Here is a 24,028-nt window from a genome sequence, read left to right on the forward strand (position 1 = left end):
GGATGAAGCACGAAGGGGGCGAGATAGGCCCTGCCGCCCCTGGGTTCAATGGCGGCAAGGCGGAGTTCGCCCTGAGCCAAAAGAAGAAAGGGCGGCCCGTCGCCGGACCGCCCTTCCCTGTCTCTATGCTGGTGATCCCAGCTACGTCTTAGAAGGCGTAGGTCAGGGTCGCTTGCATGGTGCGCGGCGCGCCGCGGTAGGCGTAAGTGTTGCGCGACGCGTTGTAGGCGCCCGAGATCGAGCCGAAGTAGTTCTCGTCGAACAGGTTGACGATGCGCAGGGCCAGGCTGGAGTTCTTGTAGCCGAAATAGCCCAGGTCGAACTTGGCGTCGGCGTTCACGACCGTATAGGCTTCGGTATACAGGTCGTTCTCGTCGGTCACCCAACGCTCGCCCGTGTACTTGACTTGAGCCCCGACTTGCAGCGGACCGGTTTCGTACTGAATGCGACCGCCGAAGGTCCAATCCGGGGTTTCCGTCAGCGACTTGCCGCCCGTCTTGATGACCGTCGTGCCATCCAGATAGTCGTTGGCGATTTCAGAGTCCGTGTACGAAGCCGTGGCGTACAGCGACAGACCTTCAATCGGCGACCAGCCGATTTGCGAGTCGAAGCCGTACAGGTCGACGTCACCCACGTTCGAGTCGAACGACACGCCCAGATCCTGGTCGTAACGCGAAACGATGCGGTTATCGAACTTGGTGTACCACACGTTGGCCGAGGCCATCAGGACGCCCGTCTGGTAGCGATAGCCGAAGTCGTAGGTCGTGGTCTTTTCCGGTTCGGTGATCGGCGAAGTGATGTCGCCGTTCGCGTCGAAGAAGACGGTGTACAGGTTGTCGGTGCGCGGCAGGGTCAGCGACTGGGCGAACGAGCCGTAGACCCACTGGTTGCCGCTGAAGTTCCAGCTGACGTTGATGTTCGGCAGGATGTCGTCGAACTTCACTTCACGCGAATAGGGCGCGATGTAGCTCTGCGTGCGAGTGCCGAGCTTGTAGGTGCCGTCGGCTTGCTTGACGGCATTCTCGGTCGAGCAGACCACCGAGCTGCTCTTGGACTGCGAATAGCAGTTCTGGTTCATCTCGCGCTTGAAGAACGGCGCACGGACGCCGACGTTGACGCGCAGGGTGTCGTCCAGGAAGCGGCCGGCGTATTCGACGGCGAACTGGTTCAGGATGGCGTAGGACAGGCGGTCACGCGTCCGCAGCTCATAGCCGTCCTGGTTGACGATGCGGTGATCCTTGTCGTGCAGGCCCGCGAAGGGATCGAAGAAGTGCGGGTTGGTCGGATCCGAGAAGTCGACCCGGCCGTAGAGACCGGTCTGACGGTGACGTGCGTCGTCCAGGGTATAGGCGGCGCGCAGGGTCTGCGTGTCCGACATCCGCCAGATCAGCGACGAGCTGATGCCGTAGCGCTGAGTGTGGGTGTTGTTGGTGGCGTGGACGCGCACGCTGTCCAGGGTATCGCCGTCGCCGTTCAGGTCGACGCCGCCCGTGCCCGATGAGCCGAGAAGCGCACGATCGGTTTCCGACAGGACGAACTGGCCCGAACCGCCGGTCGCCAGGGTGTACTGGAAGGACGGATCGAAGGTGAAGATCAGGCCTTCACGCAGGGTGAAGCGCGACTGAGCGCGGATGTTGCCGGTGTCCGACGGGTTCTGGCGCAGCGCCCAGTAACGGTTGGAGTTGCCGTCGATATCGGCCTCGCCGTTACGATAGGTCGGCGCCGTGTAATCGGTGTCGAAATCGCTGTCCCAGGTCACGCCGTCGGCCAGGCTGGCCGAACCGTCAGCGTTGCGTTTCAGCTGCAGGTCCGCATAGTTGTTGTTGCGGTTGCGGTTCCAGTGACCCGCCAGAGAGACAAAGTCGCCGTTGTCGCGGATCGGCTGGTAGACCTTGAAGTTGTACTGGGTCTTGTTCAGGTCGCCCAGTCCCTTGAACTTATCGTACGACTGGTCCGAATAGGCCAGCCAGGCGCGCGTGCCCCACGGGCCGATTTCACCGGTGTTCACCAGGGCGAAAACGCGACGGAAGTCGTCATCGCCCAACGATCCCTTGATCTGACCGCCGAATTCCGTCGTCGGAGCGATCGAGCTGAGGTTGATGGTGCCGCCCGAGGCCGAGGCCGTCGGGGAGTCGACGTCAGTCGTGCCGGTGTTGACCGAAGCCGTGCCGATCAGTTCCGAGTCCAACTGCTGGTTGGTGTACAGCGAGTAGTTGCCCGAGTCGTTCATCGGCATGCCGTCGAAGGTCTGCGAAATGCGCGGGCCGTCGAAGCCGTGCAGACGGATATTGCCGCCCGACGAGCCATAGGCGTCGTTGTTGGTGAAGCTCATGCCCGGAACCAGGTTCAGAACTTCGTTGATGGTCTGACCGGCGGCTTGGGTCTCGATGAACTCCTGAGTGATGCTCGAGCGCGACTTGCCGACGGTTTCAGCCACCATGGCGCCGTCGATGGTGCGCGGACCGCGACGGCCCGTGACCACGACCTGCTCGACTTCAACGGCGGCCGTGCCGGTCGATTGAGCCGAAGCGGTCTCTGCCATGAAGAAGCTGCTCATCAGGGCGGTGCTTGCCCAGAACAGCTGTTTGCGGATGGTCATCTGTCTGTATCCCCAGAGATGGAGGCGGAATGCCATGCAAGCCGGCCCATATGCGGCCGCTCGATGTCGGGGGCTTAAGCGCGCTCTGGGAAGCTCGGGCGACAACTGGATGACAGAATGATGACAGCGCCAAAGGGTGGCTTGAGAGCCACACCCGGAAACAGCCGTTCGGCGACCTAGGCCAGCCGAGTCTCCAAGGCGTCGGCCACGCGCTCGGCGGTGTCGATCATGGCGCGCGGCTCATGATAGTTGCCGTTGATCTGGGTGCGATTGATCACATAGGCGCGGAATGCCGCGAAAAGCTTGAGATCCGCCGGCTTCGGGGCCCGCCAGAAACCGTCCAGCGACTGTTGATCCGCCAGCCCTTCGAAATCGAAGAAGGCCTGCCCCAGCACCTTGACCGGCGTGCCGAAGCCCAGAGCCGACAGGGCGGCGCTGGAATTGTTGACCACCATACCCTGCGAAGCGCGGCAGAGCTGAGCCAGATTGCCGCCGTCGATGAAGTCGACGCGGTCCTGCAGACCGCGCGCCTCGGCCATCCGACGCGTCTCGCGCGCGAGGTTGATGATGCCCGGATCAAGCGGATGATTCTTGACCACGAGGCGGCTGCCTGCCGGCGCGCTGGCGGCGAAGCTGTCCATCACCTGCGCCAGGAAGGACAGATTGTCGTGAATGTCGGAATAGCGCAGCAGTTGGGCGTCGCCGTCGCGCTGCAGGCAGGCGATGAAGAAGGGCCCCTTGGCCTTCAGACGCCCGGCGTCGCTGGCGCCTCGGGGGCGCAGGCCCAACTCAAGATAGCGGCGCACGTGACCCAAGCACTGACGCCAGGGCGAGGCCGAATAGTGATGGCGGTACTGGGGAAACAGCAGCCGCCCCAGCGGCTGAACCGCATGATAGAGACTGATGTTGATGACGTGATGCGGCAGGATTCTGCCGACAGGTCGGGACACCGGCAATTCCGGCGGCGGCGGCGGATAACCTGCAGCCGAGCGCGGCAGGGCGCTGGAACCGTTGACGCCGTTGCGCTCCAAGGTGATCCAGTCCGGCCGGAAATACCCATTCTCGAGCACCCAGACACGCGCTTTCAAGCGATCCGCCTGGCTGAGCACGCCCTGATTGTAGGGGCCGCCTTCTCCGAACACGATAATGTCGGTGAAATCGGCGGCGAGGGCGGACAGCTGTTCAGGCCAGAGCTCCGCCTTCTCGCGGAACGCGAGACCGCCGGAACGCCCCCAGTTCAACACGTCGCCCGCATTGAACAACATGCGTCGCACCTTGCCGCCGCGCATCTCGATGGCGCGCGCCAGCACGCGTCCGAAACGACCGAAGGGCGCGGACACGATAAGAAAGCGACGGCCCGTCAGATCCACTGAGATCTGAAGACTTAGCTCGGACTGGTCGGGGTCAAAGGGCGCGAGCAAACGCTGATATCTCTCGAAAGCAGGCCCTATTAATAGCCAGGCCGCCGTCTTGGCAAGGCGAAACGGGGACCACCTTTGGGCCTAAGCTATTGAATCAAGGCCGCCGAACCCGACGGAGCTCGGCGGCCTTGACCCTTCATCAACACAGCCTTCGGGGACCGATCGAGACCGGCCCCCTCAGGGCTTAGAAGTTGATGTCGACGGTGGCGCGACGGTTCAGCGGCTCACGCACGCCGTCGGCGGTCGGCTTGGCCAGCTGGGTCTCGCCCTTGCCGTCCAGCGAGATCACGCCGCCGTTGACGCCTTGAGCGACCAGGGCGTCAGCCACGGTGCGCGCACGGCGGTTCGACAGGCCCATGTTGTAGGCCGCGTTGCCCGAGGTGTCGGTGTGGCCGACCACCAGCACGCGCGTCGGAGCGCCCGACTTGGCGTAGTTGGCGGCTTGCGTCACCACCGAGCGGGCTTCCGCCGTCAGGTCCGAACGGTCGAAGTCGAAGTAGACCACGAACTGACGCGCAGCCGGCTTGGCCGGAGGCGGCGGCGGCGGCGGCGGGGGCGGCGGGGGAGGCGGCGGGGGAGGCGGCGGCGGCGGGGGCGGCGGCGGCGGGGCCACCGGCTCGGCGCCGAACGCATAGCGCAGGCCCAGCGTCACGGTGTGCGACTGGTCGTAGTCGCCCGACAGGGTCCCGACCGGATTGGCGCCCGAACCCGACGTCACGGCGTCGAATTCCATGTCGCCCGTCAGGTAACGGTACGTCAGGTCGATGTTGGCGCGGTCCGACACGGCCCAGGCCAGACCGGCGATCGCCTGAGCGGCGAACTTGGTCGAGCTGTCATCGGCGGCGAAGGCGACGCCGCGGTTGCCGCGCACGAAGCCGGTCGTGTCGGTGTTGACGCGGTTCACGCCCACGCCCAGGCCGACGAACGGACGAATGGTCCAGTCCGGCGAACCGAAGTCGTAAAGGACGTTGGCCATCAGGGTCGTCGCCGTGATGTCGCCTTCCGGCGAGTGGCACGGGCCGGCAGCCGGGGTCGCATTGCAAAGGCCGCTCACGTTCCCAGGAGCGCGTACGCGACCGATGTCGCCCGAGCGGTAGCCGCCCTCGAGTTCAACGCGCCAGTTCGGGTTGAAGCGGTAGCCCAGGCGAGCAAACGCCGCCCAGCCGTCGTTGACTTCCCAGTTCCAGTGTTGGCCGGTCGCCGACGCTTCGGTGTTGATGTCGTCGATGATGTGGTAGCCGGCGTCGATCGCGCCGTACCAGCCATCGGGCTCCGCCGATGCAGCGCCGGCTGCGAACAGCCCCGCGGCAGCGACACTGGCCAGAAGTTTCAGCTTCATGGTGTCCTCACACTCTTGGTTGATCCGAAAGCCCGTGCGTTACCGCGAAGGCGCTCGAAAGCCGAACGGTATTGCAGTGCAGCGGTTCCCCATTTTGGCGCTGAATGTGTCCACTGTGGCGCCGTTTCAACACATAATGCCTTTCTCGTCGCCCAAGCCTCGGAAACTTGGTCATTTTGAAACATCAAAATCCGGACGAGTTTACAATATGAGACGATAAAGACGTCGTTTCGAATCACTCAAGTCGCCAGCAAGGCCCGGACATAGTCATCGCGCCAGCACGCGACGTCTGTGTCCCGCACGACCTGCATCAGCGCCTTCCATTTCCGGATGCGTTCCGACAAGGGCATGGTGAGAGCCTTCTGGATCGCCTCTGACAACTCTTCGCGGCTGAAGGGATTGACCAGGAGCGCCTCCCCCATCTGTTCGGCCGCGCCCGCGAAGCGCGACAGGATGAGGACGCCCGGATCATCCGGGTCCTGAGCCGCCACATATTCCTTGGCCACCAGATTCATGCCGTCGCGCAGGGGCGTCACCAGGCCGACCCGCGCCGCCCGATAGAGGCCCGCCAGTTGGTCGCGGCGAAAGGTGCGGTTCAGATAGCGGACCGGCTGCCAGTCCATTTCGGCGTAGGCGCCGTTGACCCGTCCCGCCAGAGCCTCGAGCCGCACCCGCATGTCCTGATACGTATCCACCTCATCGCGCGAAATGGGCGTGACCTGCAGCAGGAAGACCTGGCCGCGCTGGTCGGGGTTGTCCTCCAGGAACTGCTCATAGCCCAGCAGACGCTGCTCCAGCCCCTTGGAGTAGTCCAGCCGATCAACCCCCACGATCACCGAGCGAAAAACAGCCGAGGCCGCCATCCGGTCATAGGTCCGTTGTCCCAGCGGAGAATCGCGCGCCGCCAGAAAGCCGTCCACGTCGATGCCGATGGGGAAGACCCCGGCCCGGACGCTGCGGCCGAAGGCTTCGAGACGGCCGTCGTCCAGCACCCGACCGCGCGCCTCGACCTCGACATAGCGCTGGAACAGCCCCAGCCATTCGCGCGTCTGGAAACCCAGCAGGTCGAAGTCGAACATGGATTCCACCAGCCGACGGTGATGCGGCAGCGTCACCAGCAACTGACGCGCGGGCCAGGGCGTGTGCAGGAAGAAGCCGATGCGGTTCTTCACCCCCAGACGGCGCAAATCCCGCGCCATCGGGATCATGTGGTAGTCGTGAATCCAGATGACGTCGTCGGGCTCGAGCAGCGGCTCGAGCACTTCGGCGAAGCGCCGGTTGGTCCGCTCATAGCCCTCGCCGTAGGACCGTTCATAAGCCGTCAGGTCGACCCGGTGATGAAACAGGGGCCACAACGTCTTGTTGGCGTAGCCGTTGTAGTATTCGTCGACGTCCTGGGGCTCCAGGTCGACGGTGGCGACCGTCACGCCGGCCCGGTCCTCGACATTCAGTTCGCCGGTGAAATGCTCGACCGTCTCGCCGGACCAGCCGAACCACAGCCCCTCATACTTCCGCAGCGCCGCCGACAGGGCCATGGCCAGGCCTCCGGCAGAACCCGCCGCAGGGTCCTTGGGCGCCGAGACGCGGTTGGAGACGACGATCAGGCGGCTCATCGGGCGTCCGTCCACGAGCGACTGAGCAGGACCGCGCAGTTGATGATTCCGACCAGGGAATAGGTCTGCGGGTAGTTGCCCCACAGCTCGCCGTCCTGGATCGAGATGTCCTCGCTGAGCAGGCCCGCATGGGTGCGGCGGCTGAGCATCTCCTCGAAGATGACGCGCGCCTCCTCGACCCGGCCGTTCAGGGCCAAGGCCTCGATGTACCAGAAGGTGCAGAAGTTGAAGGCGGTCTCCGGCTCGCCGAAGTCGTCCGCGTGGGCGTAGCGGAACAGGTAGGGACCGCGCTTCAGATCGCGCTCGACCGCCTCGAAGGTCTTCACCTGACGCGGATCGTGGGCGTCAAGGAAGCCCAGGTCCGTCATCTGCAGAAGGGCCGCGTCCAGCTCCGTCCCGCCGAAGCTGGCGGCGAAACGGCCTTCGTCGGGCAAGTAGGCTTCGGCTTCGATGCGCTCGCGGATGATGCGCGCCCGCTCGCGCCACAGCTCGCAGCGGTCGTCCAGACCCAGATGATGCGCCGCCCGCGCCAGGCGATCGCAGGCCGCCCAACACATGACCGAGGAATAGGTATGCACCCGGGCGATGGTGCGGAACTCCCACAATCCGGCGTCGACCTGATCGTGCATGGCGAAGGCGCGCTCGCCGACCTTCTCCAGGGCGCGGAAATCCTCGATCGTGCCGGGACGCAGTAGGCGATGATCGAAGAAGGCCTGGACCAGGGGTAGGACGATCTGGCCGTAGACGTCGTGCTGAAGATGCTCGTGCGCCTGATTGCCGACGCGCACCGGCTTCATGCCGCGATAGCCTTCGACGCTGTCGACGATGCGCTCGACGATGGCGGGCTCCAGCCCTACCCCATAGACCGGCTGGACATGCCCTCCCGCAGAGGCGTCGACCAGATTGCGCAGATAGCCGAGGTAGCTCTCCAGGATGTCCACCGCGCCCAGCCGGTTCAGCGCCCGCACCGTATAGTAGGCGTCGCGGATCCAGCAGTAGCGATAGTCCCAGTTGCGCCCGCTTTCGGGGAATTCCGGCACGGAGGTGGTCATCGCGGCGACGATGGCGCCGGTCTCTTCATAGACGCACAGCTTCAGGGCGATGGCGGCGCGGATCACCGCTTCCTGCCAGTCCAAAGGCAGGTAGAGGGTCCGGGTCCAGTGCTTCCAGTGCGCGATGGTCAGGTCCAGGGCAGCGTTGACGCCCGCCAGGACCGATTGGTCATAACCTTCATCCGGCCCCAGGAAGAAGGCCATCTCCTCCTCCAGACGGAAGGTCCGCTCGTTCAGCACATGGCTGACCGGGCAGTTGGTGGTCAGACGCAGGGTCACATCGCTGCACAGATAGCGGATGTGGTTGGAGCCCGAGGTATGCTGGGCGCGGCTCGCGCCCCAGTCGGCCGAAGGGCGCAGGCGTATGGTGACGCGCGGCGTTCCGACCAGCGGACGCACCACGCGCGCGAAGGCCACCGGGCGGTAGATGCGCGAATGCTTCAGGTGGCGCGGGCAGAAGTCGATGATCTCCATCGCGGCGCCGTCCGCCGCCGTCAGCACCGTCCGCAGGACGGCGGTGTTGCGGACGTATTCCTGCTCGACGGAGACCTGGCCTTCCAGTTCGATCGCCCAGAAGCCGTGCTCGGGGGCGGCGCCGTCCATGAGGGCCGAGAAGACGGGATCGCCGTCGATGCGCGGGGCGCAGGCCCAGACAAACCGCCCCTGACGGTCGATCAGGGCGCTGACCGAACAGTTGCCGATGGGCGCCAGATCCAGGTTGGGCGTCATGCGCGCGCCTCCTTCTCCTCTGCGGCGGAGGAAGCCAGGGCGCCGAGCCAGTCGAGCACCGCCTCCACATTCTCCAGCCTGTAGCGGGCGGCGGTGGGCCGCTCGGGGCCCACCAGGACGCCGAAACCGCCCAGCGCTTCGGCCGCCCGAAAGCCGGCCTCGTCGGTCAGGTCGTCCCCCACCATGACAGGCGTGGCGCCGTTGAAGGGCGGCTCGGTCATGAAGGCCGCGACCGCGACGCCCTTGTCCGCGCCGGGGGTCTTGAGCTCCAGCACCATCGAGCCCGGCTGAAGCGTCAGGCCGGTCTGATCCGCCAGGGCTGTCGCGAGGGTCAGGGCCGCAGCCGCCTCGTTCGGGGCCTGACGGAAGTGCAACCCGGCCGACAGCCCCTTGTCCTCGACAATCACTCCAGGCCGATTCTGGGCGAAATCCTCAAAGGCGGCCACGGCGGTCCGCACCGAAGGCGCCGGAGCCCGCGCGCTCAGGGCGCCGTCGGCGCGGCGCCGCTCCAACCCATGCACCCCGGACGCCGCGCTCGCCGCCCCGTCGACGATGCGGTCGATCTCCGCCAGGGTGCGGCCGCTGACGACGGCGACCCGCCCGCCTAGGGCCTGTGTCAATTGCGTGAGGGTGCGGGTGCGACGCGGCTCCGGCCCCACGGCGTCGGGCGTCGGCGCCAGGGGCGCCAGCACCCCGTCCAGATCGAGAAAAAGCGCAGCCTCGGCCAGTCGGGCAGGCGGCGCGGGCAGTCGAGGGCAGGCGAGCCCCTGTGGTGATGACATACGTCTCAAGATTCTTTTTCTATCCCCAGGACGTATTGCAACGCATGAGGGTCGCTTTGGTTGTCATTTATTCATCGACCATTCACCCGCGACGGCGCCATTGTATCGAACTCGCGAATGAGGCATTTGCCACTGCGCTATGAAGAGCCGCCGAAGCGGCCCTGGCGTCTGGAGCCGTCATGACTGCTTTTTCCGCCCCCTCCTCTCCGGAACAATTGACCGCCATGTCCGATCGGGCGCGCGAAGTCGTGCGCCTGAACATAGAGGCGCTGGAGGCGCTGGAGCGTTCGCTGGATTCCTCCATCGCGCGCGCCGCCGACGTCATCCTGTCGCGTCCCGGTTATGTCGTGGTGACCGGCATGGGCAAGTCGGGCCATATCGGCGGCAAGATCGCCGCCACCCTGGCCTCCACCGGGACCAATTCCTTCTTCGTTCACCCGGCCGAGATGAGCCATGGCGACCTGGGGATGCTGCGCCCCGACACGACGCTTCTGGCCATCTCCAACTCGGGCGAAAGCCGCGAACTGCGCGATCCGCTGCTCTTCTGCGCCCGCAACGACATTCCGGTGATCGGCGTCACCCAGAGGCCCCAGAGCTTCCTGGGCCGCCATTCGGACGTCTGCCTGACCATGCCCAAGGTGGCCGAGGCCTGCCCCAACGGCCTGGCGCCGACGACCTCGACGCTGATGACCCTGGCCATGGGCGACGCCCTGGCCATGGTGCTGATGGACCGTCGCGGCTTCACGCGCGAGGATTTCGGCCTGCACCATCCGGGCGGGGCCCTGGGCATGAGCCTGCAGACCGTGCGCGAGTGGATGGGCGACAACGCCGCCGCCCCAGCCAGCGTGCCGCTGGACGCGGACTTCAGCGCGGTGGTCTCGGCGATCACTCAGGGGCGTAAAGGAGCGGTCGCCGTCTTGGCGCCGGACGGGGCTTTGGCCGGCATTATCACCGACGGCGATGTGCGCCGAGCTTTCGCCAACGACATCTCGACCCTGCGCGCCGCGGACATCATGAGCCGTAGTCCAATCGTCGTCGATCCGGAAGCGCGGATGAGCGACGTGGTCGATCTGCTGACGGCGAACAAGATCAGCAATCTGTTCGTTATCGAGGAACGCCGTCCGGTCGCCATCATCCATATCGCCGAACTGATGCAGGCGGGCTATGTGTCCTGAGACTTGGGGAGACCTAGGCGCGGCCTGGCGTCATCTGGACATCGAGGGCGTCATCTCGCCTCAGGCGCCCGAAAGCGAGCGTTAGACAGCCGCCAGTCCCGTCGCCGCCGCCAGAAGCTCGATCGATCGCACGCGGGCGGCCGGGTCCCAGATCTGGCTGGTGAGCATCAACTCGTCGGCGTCGGTCTGGGCGATGAAGGCGTCGAGAGCGGCCTTGGCCGTCGCTGGCGCGCCTACCGCCGAGCAGGCCAGGGCGGCGTCGATCATGCCGCGCGCCGCGCCGTCCAGCCGCTCGTAATAGCCCTCGACCGGCGGCGGCAGCTTGCCGGGGCGACCGGTCCTCAGGTTGACGAAGGCTTGCTGGACCGAGGTGAACAGCAGGCGCGCCGCCTCGTCCGTCTCGGCCACGAAGGCGTTGTAGCCCAGCATGACATAGGGCTTCTCGAGATACGGCGACGGGCGGAAGGTCCGGCGATAGATGTCGAGGGCCCGCATCATCTCGCCCGGCGCGAAATGGCTGGCGAAGGCGTAGGGCAGGCCCAGATGCGCCGCCAGCTGGGCGCCGTAGGTCGAGGAGCCGAGGATCCAGATCGGCACGGCCTGACCCTCGCCCGGATTGGCGATGATGTGCTGATCCGGCGTGGCGGGCGCAAACCACTGCATCAGCTCCATCACGTCCTGCGGGAAGGCGTCGTGGTCGCCCTGAAGCGTGCGGCGCAAGGCGCGCGCCGTCGCCTGATCCGATCCGGGCGCACGACCGAGGCCCAGGTCGATCCGGCCGGGATGAAGGGCGTTAAGGGTGCCGAACTGTTCGGCGATGACCAGGGGGGCGTGGTTGGGCAGCATGACCCCGCCGGCGCCGACGCGGATGGTCTTCGTCGCCGCCGCCACCGCGCCGATGACGACGGAGGTCGCGGCGCTGGCGATGCCCGGCATGTTGTGATGCTCGGCCAGCCAGTAGCGGTTGTAGCCCAGCCTCTCGGCGTGGCGGGCCAGATCGATGGTGTTGGCGAGCGCCTGGCCCACGTCGGAGCCTTCCGGCACGGGGGCGAGGTCGAGAATGGACAGAGGGATCATCCGACCGATATGGGGCCGCTTTTCAGCGACGCCATACCGGCCGTGACGATCATGTCGTTATCCGGCGGGCCGCGATCAGGCGGCGGGGCAGTCGCCGATGCGCTCGGCCGTCATGGTGACCTTGGTCTGGGCCATCTGCGGCGTCGGCGCCGGGTCCATCTTGGTGGTGACCTCGGTGACGTAGCGGCTGTTGAAGTCGCCGGTCACGCGGATGGTGGAGTCGGCCTTCATATTGCCCGGCAGGGTGCAGGTCGACGTCGCGACCATGGCGTCGCCCTGACGCGCGAAGGGCTGGGTGGTGCAATCGGCGCCCGGCTGCTGGGTGTTGGCCGGAGCCTCCAGCTTGGCTTCCTTGATGCAAACTTCCTGCGGCGCGATAGCTGCGCCGCCCGGCATGCCTTCCATGGCGGTGGACACGCGCCACAGGCCCGGCTTGGGCGCGTCGAGCGTCGCCGCAGGAGCCGTCGAGGCGGTCTCGGCCCCGTCGGCGGCCGGGGTTTCGGCCTTGTTGTTGTTTCCGCAGGCCGACAGACCCAGCAGGCAGGCGACGGCGACGCCGCCGATGATCGCTGAACGCATGGAGCGCTCCCCTCTCGTTAAGAACCGAGGGGACAACGCCGGTCCGGCTTAACGGTTCACGCCAACGTGAGATTCAGTCGAGAACGACGCCGGTGGTGCGCATGATCTCCGCGCGCAGTTCGGGCAGGCCGAAGCCTTTTTCCGAGGAGGTGACGGCGACGTGCGGATAGGCCGCCGGGCGTTTGGAGATGGCCTTCAGCGTCGCCGCCTGGACCTTTTCGGCCTCGCCCTTCTTCAGCTTGTCGGCCTTGGTCAGGACGATCTGGTAGGAGACGGCCGACAGGTCCAGCGCATCCAGGGCCTCGTCGTCCACCTTTTTCAGGCCGTGGCGGGCGTCGATCAGCAGATAGACGCGCTTCAGCGTCACCCGGCCGCGCAGATAGTCGCGGCCCAGATCCTGGAACTTCTTGACCGTCGTTTTCGACGCCTTGGCCCAGCCGTAGCCGGGCAGGTCGACCAGGCGCATCCGCCCGTCCAGGTCGAAGAAGTTCACCTCGCGCGTGCGGCCCGGCTCGTTCGAGGCGCGCGCCAGCTTGTGCATGCCCACCAGCCCGTTGATCAGGCTGGACTTGCCGACGTTGGAGCGCCCGGCGAAGGCGATCTCGGGCAGGTCCGGCGTCGGCAGCTGCTCGATCTTGGCGCAGCCCATGATGAAGGTCGCGGGGCGCGCGAACAGGATGCGCGCCGCCTCGACCTCGGCGTCCGAGTATTCTCCGACCTTGGGCTCGTCCGAAGCGTCCAACCGATTAGGCCTTCTTGAAGCGGGCGATGAAGCTGTCGATCGGGTTCTCGGCGCCGAAGCGATGCATGATCACATACTGCTGGATGATCGACAGCACGTTGTTCCACGCCCAGTAGATCAGCAGACCGGCCGCGAACGGGGCCATGATGAAGGTGAAGACGATCGGCATCAGGGCGAAGATCTGACGCTGCATCGGGTCCTGCGCCGGCGGGTTCATCGCCATCTGCAGCCACATGGTGAAGCCGTAGACGAGCGGCAGGACGCCCAGGTGCAGCGGGCCGTTCAGGATGCCGCCGAGGATCGGCAGGGTGGCCGGGTCCCACGGCACGGCGCCGAACAGGTTCCAGATCGTCGAAGGGTCGCGCGCCGACAGGTCGCGGATCCAGCCGAAGAAGGGCGCGTGACGCATTTCGATGGTCACGAACAGCACCTTGTACAGGGCGTAGAAGACCGGGATCTGCACCACCATCGGCAGACAGCCCGCCAGCGGATTGATCTTCTCCCGCTGATAGAGGGCCATCATCTCCTGCTGCTGCTTCTGCGGATCGGAGCCGTGCTTCTTCTTGATCTCCTCCATCTTGGGCTGGAGGGTCCGCATCTTGGACAGGCTCTCGTAGGACTTGTTGGCCAGCGGGAAGAGGATCAGCTTGACCACGACGGTCAGGGCCAGAATGGCCAGGCCGAAGTTGCCCAGAACGCCGTAGAAGAACTCCACCACCGTGAAGATCGGACGCGTCAGGAACCAGAACATGCCCCAGTCGATGGCGTAGACGAAGCGCGGCAGGCCCAGCGATTCCTCATAGCCCTTCAGCACTTCGGCGCGCTTGGCGCCGGCGAACAGACGCTGGGTCTCCTCGATCTGGCGGCCCGGCTGGATGGTGTGGGTGGCCCCCAGCATGGCGGCTTCGTGGATGTTCATCCCGTCGGCGTCGCGCACCGAGAAGCGGCCTTCGATGGCCTCGTCCTGGGTCGGGATCAGGGCCGCCAGCCAGTATTTGTCGGTGATGCCCAGCCAGCCGCCGGTCGAGTCCTTCTCGATGCGCGGCTTCTTGGCCCAGTCCTTGTACTTGACCTGTTCGGTGGTGAACTTGCCGTCCGAACCGAAGGCGCCGATCGCGCCCTCGTGCAGGATCATCTGCTTGCCCAGGTCGACCGGCACGCCCTGGCGCTCGACGCGGCCGTAGGGGGCGATGGCGATGGCCTGGGTTCCCAGGTTGGCCACCGTGTCCTTGACCGTGAACATATACTGGTCGTCGATCGAGACGACGCGGGTGAAGCGCAGGCCCGAGCCGTTGTCCCAGGTCAGCTCGACCGGGGTGGTCGGCGTCAGGGTCGAACCCTGGGTCAGGCGCCAGACGGTGTTGGGGCCGGGCACGCCGCCAGGGACGTTCGGGCCGCTCCAGCCGAACTGGGCGAAATAGGCGTGCTCCATGCCCTGCGGGCGGAACAGCTCGACCGGGGGCGAATTCCTGTCGAGCGTTTCCTTGTAGTTGGTCAGGTACAGGTCGTCGATGCGCGCGCCCTGCAGCGACAGCGAGCCCTTCAGGGTCGGGGTCTGGATCGGCACGCGCGCGACCGTGCCCAGGGCCTCGGCGCGCTCCTTGATGAAGACGCCCGGCGCGGCGCTCGACGGCGTCAGACCGGCGTCGGCCGAAGCCTCGCGCGCCTTCTGCTGCTCGGCGGCGACGACCTGGGCCTGGCGACGCGCCTCGGCCTGCGGGCGCATCACCATGAAGTAGTAGACGCCCATGATCAGGGCCGCGCACACGAAGAAGATGATGGTGTTGCGCGAATTCTGGTTCTGCATCGGGATCAGCGGTCCTGGTCGGCGGGGCGCGGGTCGGGGGCGACGCGGGCGGTCGAAGCGGCCCGGTCTCCCATATCGGAAGCCGCGCGCGGGGTTGCGAGCCTTGTAAGGGCCGATTTCACGTCGTCAAGCAAACGGTCCCAGTCGCGGTCCGCCGTGCCCATCCGGGCGATGAATACATAGTCGCACCCGGCCCGGCCGTGCAGCGGGGTCAGCATGCGGGCGGCCTCGCGCAGGCGCCGCTTGGCGCGGTTGCGGATCACGGCGCCGCCGATCTTGCGGGTGGCGGTGAATCCCAGGCGCACCGTCGGGTCGCCGTCGGCGCGATCCAACTGCTGGACCACCACGGCGCCGCGGGCCTGGGAAACGCCTTTGGCGGCCGCCAGAAACTGGGGCCGCCGCAACAGGCGATCGATTTTCATCAGATCGGTCATGCGCCCCGCCCTGAAGGGAAATGGGCGCGTGACGTCAGGCCGTCAGGCGCTTGCGGCCCTTGGCGCGGCGACGCGCGACAATCTTTTGACCGTTCTTGGTGGCCATCCGAGAACGGAAGCCGTGACGGCGCTTGCGCACGAGTCGCGACGGCTGATAGGTCCGCTTCACGGTCGGCTCCGGGTTACTGGGGTTGGCGACAGACACAAGCGTCAGCCGCGAGAGAGGCGGGCGTATAAGCGGCGGCAGGACGAGAGTCAACGCCGAAGCGGCTTTTCCACATCGCCGACAGGGGCGCACGGCGTCTGGAAATACGCTAAGGATGTCAGGAAGAAGAGGACGGAGCGCGGCTTGGACCGGGTCAAAAGATTTCTGCCCCTGGCCGTGCTGCTGGCCGCCGTCGCCCTGATCTTCGGCATGGGCTGGAATCGCTATCTGTCGCTGGACACCCTGCGCGAGCATGGAACGGCGCTGGAGGCCCTGACCGCCCGACATTATCTGTTGATGCTCGGCGCGCTGATGCTGGTCTTCGCCCTGCTGACGGCCAGCGTGGTTCCGGGGGTGGTCTTCATCACGGTGACGGCGGGCTATCTGTTCGGTCCGTGGGTCGGGGGCGTCGCCACCGCCTTCGCCGCCACGGTCGGCGCCCTGGCCGTCTACTATGTGGGGCGCACCGCCCTGGGCGATTCCCTGCGCCGCCGCGCCACCGCCGATACGGGCCTGCTGAACAAGGTCTGCGCCGGGGTGGACAAGAACACCTTCTGGTACGTGCTGGTCGCGCGCCTGGTCGTCACCGTGCCGTTCCACATGATCAATGTGGCGGCGGGCGTGATGGCGGCGCCGCTGCGGCCCTATGTGATCGCCACCTTCATCGGCCTGTTGCCCGCGCACACCATCTATTGCTGGATCGGCGACAGCCTGCACGACGTTCTGGTCACGGACCCGAATCCCGACATTCGGAGCCTGTTCGCGGAATTCCTCTGGCCTCTGATGGGGGTCGCCTTCCTGTCCATGCTGCTGCCCCTGTTGCTCAAGCTGGCCCAGAAGCTGCGCGCCCGTCCCCGCATGGAGGCGTCATGACGGAGCGCGAGGCCCTTCCGACCGGCCTGCAGACGCCCATGGCCCCGGCGACGCCCGCCAGGACGCCTGCGGCCCTGCCCGCCCGGTGGAGCGCCCTGCGCCGGCGGCTGAAGCCGCGGGCGCCCGACGGCCTGTCCAGCCGACTGCTGCTGCTGACTGTCGCCTTCACCCTGGCGGTCGCCGCCCTGATCATCGTGCCCAGCGCCGCCTCCTTCCAGGAGCGGTGGCTGATGGACCGGCTGCAGGCGGCCGAACTGGCCTCGGTCGGGGTCGAGGCCCTGCCCTATTCCGCCGTCGAGGATTCCACCGCCGAACAGTTGCTGAGCATCGGCGGGGTGCAGTCGGTGGTCATCGGCGAACAGGGGGTGCGGCGTCTGCTGCTGCAGGCCCCCAACCTGCCGCGAGCGCCCGAACTGATCGACCTGCGCCAGCGCAGCGTCGGCGCCCGGCTGCTGGACCCGTGGAAGACCCTGTTCGGCCACCCCGACCGCTCGCTGCGGGTGCAGGCGGCGCCGCGCTATCGCTCGGGCGACCTGATCGAGATCCTGGCCCCGGCCCAGCCGCTGAAGAAGGAGCTGGAGAGCTTCCTGGTCAACAGCCTGATGATGTCGCTGCTGATCGCGGCGGTGGCGGGCGGCCTGCTGTACGCCGCCCTGTCGATGCTGGTGCTGCAGCCCCTGCGCCGCGTCACCCGCTCGATCGAGCGTTTCGCCGCCAATCCAGAAAGCCCGGCCGAAACGCCCTCGGACCGCAAGGACGAGATCGGCCGGGTCGAGCGCGAACTGGCTCGGATGCAGGAGGAGGTGCGTCAGTCCCTGCGCTCACGCGCCCGTCTGGCGGCGCTGGGCGAGGCGGTGGCCAAGATCAACCACGATCTGCGCAACATGCTGACCTCGGCCCAGATGGCGTCCGAGCGGCTGTCGACCTCGTCCGATCCCCTGGTGGCGACCGCCCTGCCCCGGTTGGAGCGGGCGCTGGGCCGCGCCTCGACCCTGGCGCGCAACGTCCTGGCCTACGGCAAGACCGAGGAGCCAGCGCCCCAGCTTCAGAAGATGCTGCTGGCCCGCGCCGTAGCCGCCGCCGCCGAGGACGCCGGGCTGGAGCCCGACGGCGTGCGCCTGGTGCGCGATCTGCCCGCCCGCTTCACCGTCAACGCCGATCCGGATCAGTTGCACCGCATCCTCGTCAATCTGATGCGCAACGCCCGCCAGGCCATCGAGTCCGCGGCCGGAGGCCTCAACAAGGGCAAGGGCGCGATCACCGTCAGCGCCGAGCTCCGCGACGGCATGGCCGCCATCGGCGTGCGCGACGACGGTCCCGGCATCCCGCCGCGTCTGGCCGACCGCCTGTTCGAACCCTTCGTCAGCGGCGGCGGGGCCGACGGCACAGGCCTGGGCCTGACCATCTCGCGCGAGCTGGCGGCCAACCACGGCGGCGCCCTGGTCCTGCTGGACACCGGCCCCCAGGGCACGCGCTTCGAGCTTCTGCTGCCGCAGTGAGGCTCAGGCGCAGCCTTCCCCGTTCCGGAACGTTGTTTCCATCAAGCGTCGGAAGCGCCAAGCTTGCGGCCTTTCGCATCCTCGCCCTGCAAAGGAGAGACCTCATGATCCGTCACACGCCTTCGCGCCCCCTCCCCTCGCGCGTCTGGACGGCGTTGATGCTGCCTTCGGCGCTGGCGCTCGCCCTGAGCGCCGGCGCGAGCTACGCCCAAAGCCAGAATCAGAGCGCCACGCCCCCGGCGCCCAAGGACCCCGTGGCCGAGATGCTGGCCAAGGGCGAGCGGTATCACCGCGCGCCGGATTCAGCCCAGACCCCCCAGGAACTGCGTGAGACCCAGGCCCTCAACGCCGAGATCGTCGCCCAGAACGACCTGGCCGAGAACGAGGACCGGGCCAACCAGGCCGCTCAGGCCGACGCCCAGCGCCGTTGGCAGGCCGAGGTCGATCAGACCCAGGCCGACGCTCGTCTCGCCCAGGAACGGCACGAGGCCGAACTGCGCGCGGCCGAGGAGGCCCAGGCCCGCTATGAACGCGACATGGCCGACTGGCGGGCCACCGTGGCCGCCTGCGAGCGTGGCGATACGGCGCGCTGCAACGCGGGCCGTCAGGCGCCGAACTGAGACGCCTGAAAAGAAAAGGGCGCCGCCGACCTTCCGTCGGGGCGCCCTGATCGCGTGACCGCGGGATTCAGGCCTCGGCCGGTTCCGTGCGGCGCTTCATCATGTTGTCGAAGCTGTCCCAGACGCCGTCGGCGCCGTGCCAGGACCCCTGCGTCGCCGCCTTGGAGTATTCGGTGGCGCGCGCCTCGAAGAAGTTGGCGTGCTCCACGCCCGACAGCAGCGATTGCAGCCACGGCAGCGGGTTCTCGGTCACGCCGTAGACTTCCGGCAGGTTCAGCTGGCGCAGGCGCCAGTCGGCGATGAAGCGGATGTAGGCCTTGATGTCGTCTGGCGTCATGCCGTTCACCGGGCCCATTTCGAAGGCCAGGTCGATGAACTTGTCCTCCATCTCGATCACCGTCTTGCAGCAGTCGACGATGTCGTCGGCCACGGCCTTGGTGACGGCGCCCGTCTCCTTGTTGAAGGCGTGGTACAGCTTGATGATGCCTTCGCAGTGCAGGCTTTCATCGCGCACCGACCAGGACACGATCTGTCCCATGCCCTTCATCTTGGACTGACGCGGGAAGTTCATCAGCATGGCGAAGCTGGCGAACAGCTGCAGCCCTTCGGAGAAGCCCCCGAACATGGCCAGGGTGCGGCAGATGTCGGCGTCGCTGTCGACCCCGAACTGGCCCATGTAGTCATGCTTGTCCTTCATGGCCTCGTATTCCATGAAGGCGCCGAACTCGCTGTCCGGCATCCCGATCGTCTCGAGCAGCAAGGCGTAGGCCGCGATATGGATGGTCTCCATATTGGCGAAGGCGGCCAGCATCATCTTCACCTCGGTCGGTTTGAAGACCCGGCCGTAGCGCTCCATGTAGTTGTCCTGCACCTCGATGTCCGCCTGGGTGAAGAAGCGGAAGATCTGGGTCAGCAGGTTGCGCTCGCCGTCGTTCAGATTGGCGGCCCAGTCCTTGACGTCCTCGCCCATCGGGACTTCCTCGGGCATCCAGTGGACCTGCTGCTGCTTCTTCCACATGTCGAAGGCCCACGGGTAGCGGAAGGGCTTGTAGGCGGCCGAGGGGGTCAGCAGGCCGGGCGTGCCGGGACGAATGATCGTGGCGGGAGCGTTCATCGTAGAAGACCTGAGGCGAATCCGGAGAAGGTGCGTTCCACCATGCGTCCGCCGGCGCGCGGGGACAAGGGAAGATGCGCACATCTAGCGATCACTTTTCATCAGACCGCTAGATATGGTGTTTCGATGACAGGAAACTGGGGAGGAAGATGGGGATGGTTTTCACACTCTACGGCGCAGCCGGGTCAGGCTCGGTTCCGGTCGAGGCGACGCTGCGGCTGATCGGACAGGACTATCGGGTGGTCGAGGCGCCGACCTGGGAAGGCGAAGCCGAGCGAGACAAGGTGGCGGCGGTCAATCCCATGCGCCAAGTGCCGGCCCTGGTCACGCCCGGCGGCGAGATCATCACCGAAAGCGCCGCCATCCTGATCTGGCTGGCCGATTCCCATCCACAGGCGCGGTTGTCGCCCGCGTTCGACGATCCGCGTCGGGCGCAGTTCCTGCGCTGGATGAGCTTCATCCCCGCCTCCATCTATTCGATGTTCTGGGTGCGCGACGAACCCGCGCGGCTTGTCGGCGACAACCTTGAAGCCCAGACCGAAATCCAGCGCCGCACCATCGACCGCATCGCCGATTGCTGGCGGATGATGGACGCCCAGGTCGCGCCGGGCCGCTTCCTGCTGGGCGAGGAGATGACGGTGCTGGACCTCTATGTCGCGACCGCCAGCCGCTGGACGCCGCAGCGGCGACGCTTCTACGCCGAGGCGCCTCGCATGGCCGAAGTGGTGCGCCGCGTCGACGCCCTGCCCGCGCTTCAGGCCTTCTGGTCGGAACGCTTCCCCTTCGAGGACGGCTGGGAAGGCTAGGCGGCCATAGACTAGGCGGCCAGACGCGCCTGGGCGGCTCGGAAGGCCTGGTCCACGGCGGCGTAAAGTCGATCATGGGTGACCGGCTTGGCCAGATGGCCGTCCATGCCCACGCCCAGGCATCGCGCGGCGTCCTCCGGCATGGCGTCGGCGGTCACCGCCAGAACCACCGCCTGCGCGGAGGCCGCGCCGCCGTCGCGGATCATCTGCGTCGCCTCCAGCCCGTTCAGGCGCGGCATCCGCACATCCATCAGAATCAGGTCGAAGATCTCCAGGGCGGCCCGACCGACAGCGTCGCGTCCGTCCACGGCCTCCGTCACGGCGCAGCCCGCCGCCTCCATCATGGTCCGCAGCATCAGACGATTGGTCGGATGGTCGTCCACCACCAGAACCCGAAGCGACGACGCCGCATCCGTCAACCCGCCCGCGCTCCCGACGTCTGTTTCAATCGCACTAAGGTCCAGTTGCGCCGTCAGGGTGAAGACGGAGCCCTGCGCCGAGGTCCGGCTCAGGATCACGTCGCCGCCCATGGCCCTGGCGTGTCGCCGGGCGGCCGGCAGGCCCAGGCCCGCGCCGCCATGGCGACGGTTCAGGGAATCATCGCCCAGCTGGAACAGGTCGAACAGCACCGGCCCCAGCTCCGGCGCGATCCCCGGCCCCATGTCCCGCACCGTCAGGGTCAGCCGACCGCCGTCCAGGCGCGCCTTGAGAACCACGCGTCCCTGGTCGGTGAATTTGACGGCGTTGGACAGGAGGTGACGCAGGGCGGCCGCCAGTCGATGAGGATCGCCTCTGCCCCTGACCGCCTCATCCACGTCCAGGTCGAGATCGAAGGCCAGCCCCTTGGCCTCGGCGGCCATCGCGGCGGATTCGCCCGCCTCGCGCACGAGGGCCGCGACGGGGAAGATCTCGGATCGCACTGCGGCGTCATCGTCGGAGGCGTCCAGCACGTCCTCCACCAGCCTGAGCATGGCTTCGCCTGCATCGCGCACGGCGACGACCTGGGCGCGCGCCTCGTCCGTCAGATCCGCCCGCCGGGACAGAAGGTCGGCGTAACCGCTGACCCCGTTCAGCGGGGTGCGCATCTCATGGCTCATGAGGGCCAGAAAGCGGGCCTTGGCGGCCGCCGCGGCCTCGGCTCGCCGCCGCTGCGCCAGCGCCAGGGCGGTGCGTTGGGCCAGCCGCTTCGCCGCCGCGCGCCTTTCAGCCATCAGGGCGCTGAGGGGCAGGGAGCACAGAACCGCGACCAGAAGAAAGCCGTGGTACAGCGACATCTGCCGCAGCCGCCCCGGCACATGGGCCAGCGCCGCCACCTCGGACACCTGCGCCGCAGCCACGGGCCCATGCCCTTCCAGGGTCAGGATGCAACTGACGCCGGCCGCCGCGAGAAGGGTCGCCGCCATCCAGGGCGGCGACAGGAGATAGGCCGCCAGCATGAGGGGCGGAAAGATGAGAAACAGCAGCGATCCCGACTGCAGGAACACTGCCGAGACCACCACCGCCGTCAACGCCAGGAGACTGAGAGACAGCCAGGGCGAGGCGGTCTCGCCCTGGAAACGATGCGCCCGCGCCAGGAACAGCAGGCTGGGGGTGACGACCAGGAGGCCCAGCGTCTCCATCATGACCAGGTGCGTCCAGACGAAGACGGCCAGCTCGGGCGAATAGCCGCGCACCCAGACCGCCAGCAGAACCGACGCCGTGCTGGTGACGAGCACCGCCGGAACCGCCGCGCCGAGAGCAAAGGTGAGAAGACGGCGGGGACGCCGCAGATCCAGGGCGGCGCCGCAAAGTCGCCGCGCCAACACGCCGGCGATCAACACCTGGGTCAGGTTCAGCAGGGGATTGAGCCAGACGTAGGGCGGCCCGTCCCCTCGCATCACCGTGCTGCCCAGGTTCAGGCCCAGGCAGAGCAGCAGCACGGCGAACGCCTTGCGACGCGGCAATTGCAGGAAGGCGGCCAGCAACACCCCGTTCGCCGGCCAGACGATCACCGCCTTATAGGCGTCGACGCTCCACTGCCCGACCAGAAGGCAAAGGGCGAACAGCGCCACATAGGCGACCGCCGGCGGACCGGCCTCGCGGCCGGCCGCATGACGAAACAATCGCCAGCGCCCGTGCATAACTGGTCTTCTCTCCCCCGTTTGCGGGCAGTCTGTACGGGAATTGTAAAAAAAGCCTCCTTCGGGCGGCCTTTAAAGCAGACCCATCGCCTTCGCGTCTTCCTCCAGCCCCTTGCGAAACTCGGGCGCGGCCAGGCCGATCAGGGCGCGGGCGCGGGCGTCGTCGGTCAGCCCCTTCAGATTGGCGGCCCCATGCTCGGTGACGACGTAGTGGATGTCGTTGCGGGGCGTCGTCACCGGACCGTCCAGCCGGGCCACGATGCGCGAGGCCATCCCCTTCGCCGCCGTCGAATGGCAGGCGATGATCGACTTGCCGCCCAGCGACGCCGCCGCGCCGCGCACGAAGTCCAGCTGACCGCCCGCCGCCGTATACTGCCGCCCGTTCAGATGTTCGGAACAGCAGGCGCCGAACAGGTCGATCTGCAAGGTGGCGTTGACCGAAATCATCCGGTCATTGCGGGCGATGACGGCGGGATCGTTCACATAGTCGACCGGATGAGCCTCGAGCGCCGGATTCTCATGCAAGAATTCGTAGGTGGATCGGTCGCCCATGGAGAAGGTGAACACCGTCTTGCCCGGATGCAGGGTCTTGCGGGCGTTGGTGGCGACGCCCGCCTTCATCAGTTCGACCAGGCCAGGCGTCAGCATTTCGGTATGGATGCCCAGATCGCGATGGTCATGCAGGGCCGCGCAAACGGCGTCCGGCAGGGCGCCGATGCCCATCTGCAGCGTCGCCCCGTCCTCGACCAGTCCCGCGATCAGGGCGCCGATGGCCAGATCCTGCGGCTGCTGAGGCGCCTTGCCCGCCTCCAGCAGGGGCGCCGAATGCTCGACCAGGGCCGCGACCTGCGAAACATGGACGCGGCAGTCGCCGAACACGCGCGGCATGTGCGGATTGACCTCCAGGATCACCCGCTCGGCCGTCTTCGATACGGCCAGGGCGTAGTCGGTGTTGGTCCCCAGGCTGAAATACCCTTCGGCGTCCATCGGCGAGACGGTCGCCAGCAGGGTGTCGACGCCGATCTCGCGCGTCAGCACGCGCGGCGTCTGCTGAAAGCCGGTCGGCACGAACCAGACGGCGCGACGGCCTTCCTCAATCGCGCGCGCCTCCAGCTTCCGTTCGATGGCGCCGTGGAACAGGCTGTGCGGGCGGATGCGGTCGGTCAGCTCGTAGCGCATCACCGTCTCGCCCGCGATGGCGGTGGACAGCAGGTAGTAGAGGTTGACGTCGCCGACCTGCCGCGCCTCGGCCCGGTCGGCCAGGGCCTTCAGCAGGGTCGGCGGCTGGCCGACGCCCAGGGCCATGGCGACCTTCGCGCCTGAGGGGATCAGGGCGGCCGCCGCCTCGGGCGTCGTCAGCCGTTCGGCGTAGAGGGCGGCGAAATCGGTCATGGGAACCTCCTGAAGCGTCGTCCTTCTTTATCCGTCAGCCGCGCGCCGTC

The 24,028-nt window shown here is 66.9% G+C and carries 20 protein-coding genes; 5 read left to right on the forward strand and 15 right to left on the reverse strand.

Features of this window, described 5'->3' with window-relative positions; translation table 11 throughout:
* Nucleotides 1-148 precede the first annotated feature (148 nt).
* From V8J38_RS15475 to otsB, 6 genes are all read right to left on the reverse strand, one after another.
* Nucleotides 149-2,599 (reverse strand): TonB-dependent receptor, encoded by a 2,451-nt coding sequence (locus V8J38_RS15475; protein WP_338576973.1) that lies wholly within the window; start codon nucleotides 2,597-2,599, stop codon nucleotides 149-151.
* A 176-nt stretch (nucleotides 2,600-2,775) separates the two neighbouring features.
* On the reverse strand, nucleotides 2,776-3,969 hold the full coding sequence (locus V8J38_RS15480) for a capsular biosynthesis protein (protein ID WP_338576977.1): 1,194 nt from the start codon (nucleotides 3,967-3,969) through the stop codon (nucleotides 2,776-2,778).
* A 235-nt stretch (nucleotides 3,970-4,204) separates the two neighbouring features.
* On the reverse strand, nucleotides 4,205-5,359 hold the full coding sequence (locus tag V8J38_RS15485) for an OmpA family protein (RefSeq protein WP_291782989.1): 1,155 nt from the start codon (nucleotides 5,357-5,359) through the stop codon (nucleotides 4,205-4,207).
* 239 nt (nucleotides 5,360-5,598) lie between these two features.
* Nucleotides 5,599-6,972, reverse strand: coding sequence for an alpha,alpha-trehalose-phosphate synthase (UDP-forming) (locus V8J38_RS15490; RefSeq protein WP_338576981.1), 1,374 nt, complete (start codon nucleotides 6,970-6,972; stop codon nucleotides 5,599-5,601).
* Entirely contained in the window at nucleotides 6,969-8,753 is a 1,785-nt protein-coding gene (locus V8J38_RS15495) for a glycoside hydrolase family 15 protein (protein ID WP_291782983.1), read from the reverse strand. Before V8J38_RS15495 ends, V8J38_RS15490 begins: the two co-directional genes overlap by 4 nt.
* Nucleotides 8,750-9,535 (reverse strand): trehalose-phosphatase, encoded by a 786-nt coding sequence (gene otsB, locus V8J38_RS15500; protein WP_291782980.1) that lies wholly within the window; start codon nucleotides 9,533-9,535, stop codon nucleotides 8,750-8,752. Before otsB ends, V8J38_RS15495 begins: the two co-directional genes overlap by 4 nt.
* A 179-nt stretch (nucleotides 9,536-9,714) precedes the next feature.
* On the opposite strand from otsB, the gene V8J38_RS15505 reads away from it, so the two are divergent.
* Nucleotides 9,715-10,710 (forward strand): KpsF/GutQ family sugar-phosphate isomerase, encoded by a 996-nt coding sequence (locus V8J38_RS15505; protein WP_291782977.1) that lies wholly within the window; start codon nucleotides 9,715-9,717, stop codon nucleotides 10,708-10,710.
* 81 nt (nucleotides 10,711-10,791) lie between these two features.
* On the opposite strand, the gene V8J38_RS15510 is transcribed toward V8J38_RS15505, so the two are convergent.
* The 6 genes from V8J38_RS15510 to rpmH all read right to left on the reverse strand — a co-directional run bounded on the left by V8J38_RS15510 (nucleotide 10,792) and on the right by rpmH (nucleotide 15,518).
* Nucleotides 10,792-11,787 carry an LLM class flavin-dependent oxidoreductase gene (locus V8J38_RS15510; protein ID WP_338576987.1) on the reverse strand — a complete coding sequence of 332 codons (996 nt, stop codon included), beginning with the start codon at nucleotides 11,785-11,787 and terminating at the stop codon, nucleotides 10,792-10,794.
* Between the two features lie 75 nt (nucleotides 11,788-11,862).
* The gene (locus V8J38_RS15515) at nucleotides 11,863-12,366 is read right to left on the reverse strand and encodes a DUF3617 domain-containing protein (RefSeq protein WP_291782971.1); all 504 of its coding nucleotides are present in this window, start codon (nucleotides 12,364-12,366) and stop codon (nucleotides 11,863-11,865) included.
* 73 nt (nucleotides 12,367-12,439) lie between these two features.
* Nucleotides 12,440-13,108, reverse strand: coding sequence for a ribosome biogenesis GTP-binding protein YihA/YsxC (gene yihA / locus V8J38_RS15520; protein WP_312218592.1), 669 nt, complete (start codon nucleotides 13,106-13,108; stop codon nucleotides 12,440-12,442).
* 4 nt (nucleotides 13,109-13,112) lie between these two features.
* Nucleotides 13,113-14,915, reverse strand: coding sequence for a membrane protein insertase YidC (gene yidC / locus V8J38_RS15525; RefSeq protein ID WP_291782964.1), 1,803 nt, complete (start codon nucleotides 14,913-14,915; stop codon nucleotides 13,113-13,115).
* Nucleotides 14,916-14,920: 5 nt separating this feature from the next.
* On the reverse strand, nucleotides 14,921-15,349 hold the full coding sequence (rnpA, locus tag V8J38_RS15530) for a ribonuclease P protein component (RefSeq protein ID WP_338576993.1): 429 nt from the start codon (nucleotides 15,347-15,349) through the stop codon (nucleotides 14,921-14,923).
* Between the two features lie 34 nt (nucleotides 15,350-15,383).
* Nucleotides 15,384-15,518, reverse strand: a complete 135-nt coding sequence (gene rpmH, locus V8J38_RS15535) for a 50S ribosomal protein L34 (RefSeq protein ID WP_003164000.1) — start codon at nucleotides 15,516-15,518, stop codon at nucleotides 15,384-15,386.
* 180 nt (nucleotides 15,519-15,698) lie between these two features.
* Between rpmH and V8J38_RS15540 the strand changes: the two genes are divergently transcribed.
* The 3 genes from V8J38_RS15540 to V8J38_RS15550 all read left to right on the forward strand — a co-directional run bounded on the left by V8J38_RS15540 (nucleotide 15,699) and on the right by V8J38_RS15550 (nucleotide 18,546).
* Nucleotides 15,699-16,427 carry a TVP38/TMEM64 family protein gene (locus V8J38_RS15540; RefSeq protein WP_338577014.1) on the forward strand — a complete coding sequence of 243 codons (729 nt, stop codon included), beginning with the start codon at nucleotides 15,699-15,701 and terminating at the stop codon, nucleotides 16,425-16,427.
* Nucleotides 16,424-17,926, forward strand: coding sequence for a HAMP domain-containing sensor histidine kinase (locus tag V8J38_RS15545; protein ID WP_338577016.1), 1,503 nt, complete (start codon nucleotides 16,424-16,426; stop codon nucleotides 17,924-17,926). The genes V8J38_RS15540 and V8J38_RS15545 overlap by 4 nt, the downstream gene beginning before the upstream one ends.
* A 104-nt stretch (nucleotides 17,927-18,030) precedes the next feature.
* Nucleotides 18,031-18,546: a cell wall hydrolase gene (locus V8J38_RS15550; RefSeq protein WP_338577018.1), complete on the forward strand. Its 516-nt coding sequence runs from the start codon at nucleotides 18,031-18,033 to the stop codon at nucleotides 18,544-18,546.
* 67 nt (nucleotides 18,547-18,613) lie between these two features.
* Here the strand turns inward: V8J38_RS15550 and V8J38_RS15555 are convergent, their stop codons facing one another.
* Nucleotides 18,614-19,660, reverse strand: coding sequence for a ribonucleotide-diphosphate reductase subunit beta (locus tag V8J38_RS15555; protein ID WP_312218584.1), 1,047 nt, complete (start codon nucleotides 19,658-19,660; stop codon nucleotides 18,614-18,616).
* Nucleotides 19,661-19,809: 149 nt separating this feature from the next.
* On the opposite strand from V8J38_RS15555, the gene V8J38_RS15560 reads away from it, so the two are divergent.
* Complete coding sequence (locus V8J38_RS15560) at nucleotides 19,810-20,466, forward strand: glutathione S-transferase family protein (protein ID WP_338577020.1); 657 nt, start codon at nucleotides 19,810-19,812, stop codon at nucleotides 20,464-20,466.
* Between the two features lie 11 nt (nucleotides 20,467-20,477).
* Here V8J38_RS15560 and V8J38_RS15565 read toward each other — a convergent pair whose 3' ends face one another.
* Nucleotides 20,478-22,586 (reverse strand): response regulator, encoded by a 2,109-nt coding sequence (locus V8J38_RS15565; RefSeq protein WP_338577021.1) that lies wholly within the window; start codon nucleotides 22,584-22,586, stop codon nucleotides 20,478-20,480.
* Between the two features lie 72 nt (nucleotides 22,587-22,658).
* On the reverse strand, nucleotides 22,659-23,978 hold the full coding sequence (locus tag V8J38_RS15570; protein ID WP_338577023.1) for an acetyl-CoA hydrolase/transferase family protein: 1,320 nt from the start codon (nucleotides 23,976-23,978) through the stop codon (nucleotides 22,659-22,661).
* Between the last annotated feature and the right edge of the window lie 50 nt (nucleotides 23,979-24,028).

This window comes from Brevundimonas olei (assembly GCF_037055245.1).
In the GTDB taxonomy this organism is placed as follows: domain Bacteria; phylum Pseudomonadota; class Alphaproteobacteria; order Caulobacterales; family Caulobacteraceae; genus Brevundimonas; species Brevundimonas olei.

Excerpts from the sequence above, each read along its gene's own strand:
- V8J38_RS15475 (WP_338576973.1), bottom strand. The coding sequence starts at position 2,599 with ATGACCATCCGCAAACAGCTGTTCTGGGCAAGCACCGCCCTGATGAGC.
- V8J38_RS15485 (WP_291782989.1), bottom strand. The coding sequence starts at position 5,359 with ATGAAGCTGAAACTTCTGGCCAGTGTCGCTGCCGCGGGGCTGTTCGCA.
- V8J38_RS15490 (WP_338576981.1), bottom strand. The coding sequence starts at position 6,972 with ATGAGCCGCCTGATCGTCGTCTCCAACCGCGTCTCGGCGCCCAAGGAC.
- V8J38_RS15495 (WP_291782983.1), bottom strand. The coding sequence starts at position 8,753 with ATGACGCCCAACCTGGATCTGGCGCCCATCGGCAACTGTTCGGTCAGC.
- otsB (WP_291782980.1), bottom strand. The coding sequence starts at position 9,535 with ATGTCATCACCACAGGGGCTCGCCTGCCCTCGACTGCCCGCGCCGCCT.
- V8J38_RS15505 (WP_291782977.1), top strand. The coding sequence starts at position 9,715 with ATGACTGCTTTTTCCGCCCCCTCCTCTCCGGAACAATTGACCGCCATG.
- V8J38_RS15510 (WP_338576987.1), bottom strand. The coding sequence starts at position 11,787 with ATGATCCCTCTGTCCATTCTCGACCTCGCCCCCGTGCCGGAAGGCTCC.
- V8J38_RS15515 (WP_291782971.1), bottom strand. The coding sequence starts at position 12,366 with ATGCGTTCAGCGATCATCGGCGGCGTCGCCGTCGCCTGCCTGCTGGGT.
- yidC (WP_291782964.1), bottom strand. The coding sequence starts at position 14,915 with ATGCAGAACCAGAATTCGCGCAACACCATCATCTTCTTCGTGTGCGCG.
- rnpA (WP_338576993.1), bottom strand. The coding sequence starts at position 15,349 with ATGACCGATCTGATGAAAATCGATCGCCTGTTGCGGCGGCCCCAGTTT.
- V8J38_RS15545 (WP_338577016.1), top strand. The coding sequence starts at position 16,424 with ATGACGGAGCGCGAGGCCCTTCCGACCGGCCTGCAGACGCCCATGGCC.
- V8J38_RS15550 (WP_338577018.1), top strand. The coding sequence starts at position 18,031 with ATGATCCGTCACACGCCTTCGCGCCCCCTCCCCTCGCGCGTCTGGACG.
- V8J38_RS15555 (WP_312218584.1), bottom strand. The coding sequence starts at position 19,660 with ATGAACGCTCCCGCCACGATCATTCGTCCCGGCACGCCCGGCCTGCTG.
- V8J38_RS15560 (WP_338577020.1), top strand. The coding sequence starts at position 19,810 with ATGGGGATGGTTTTCACACTCTACGGCGCAGCCGGGTCAGGCTCGGTT.
- V8J38_RS15565 (WP_338577021.1), bottom strand. The coding sequence starts at position 22,586 with ATGCACGGGCGCTGGCGATTGTTTCGTCATGCGGCCGGCCGCGAGGCC.
- V8J38_RS15570 (WP_338577023.1), bottom strand. The coding sequence starts at position 23,978 with ATGACCGATTTCGCCGCCCTCTACGCCGAACGGCTGACGACGCCCGAG.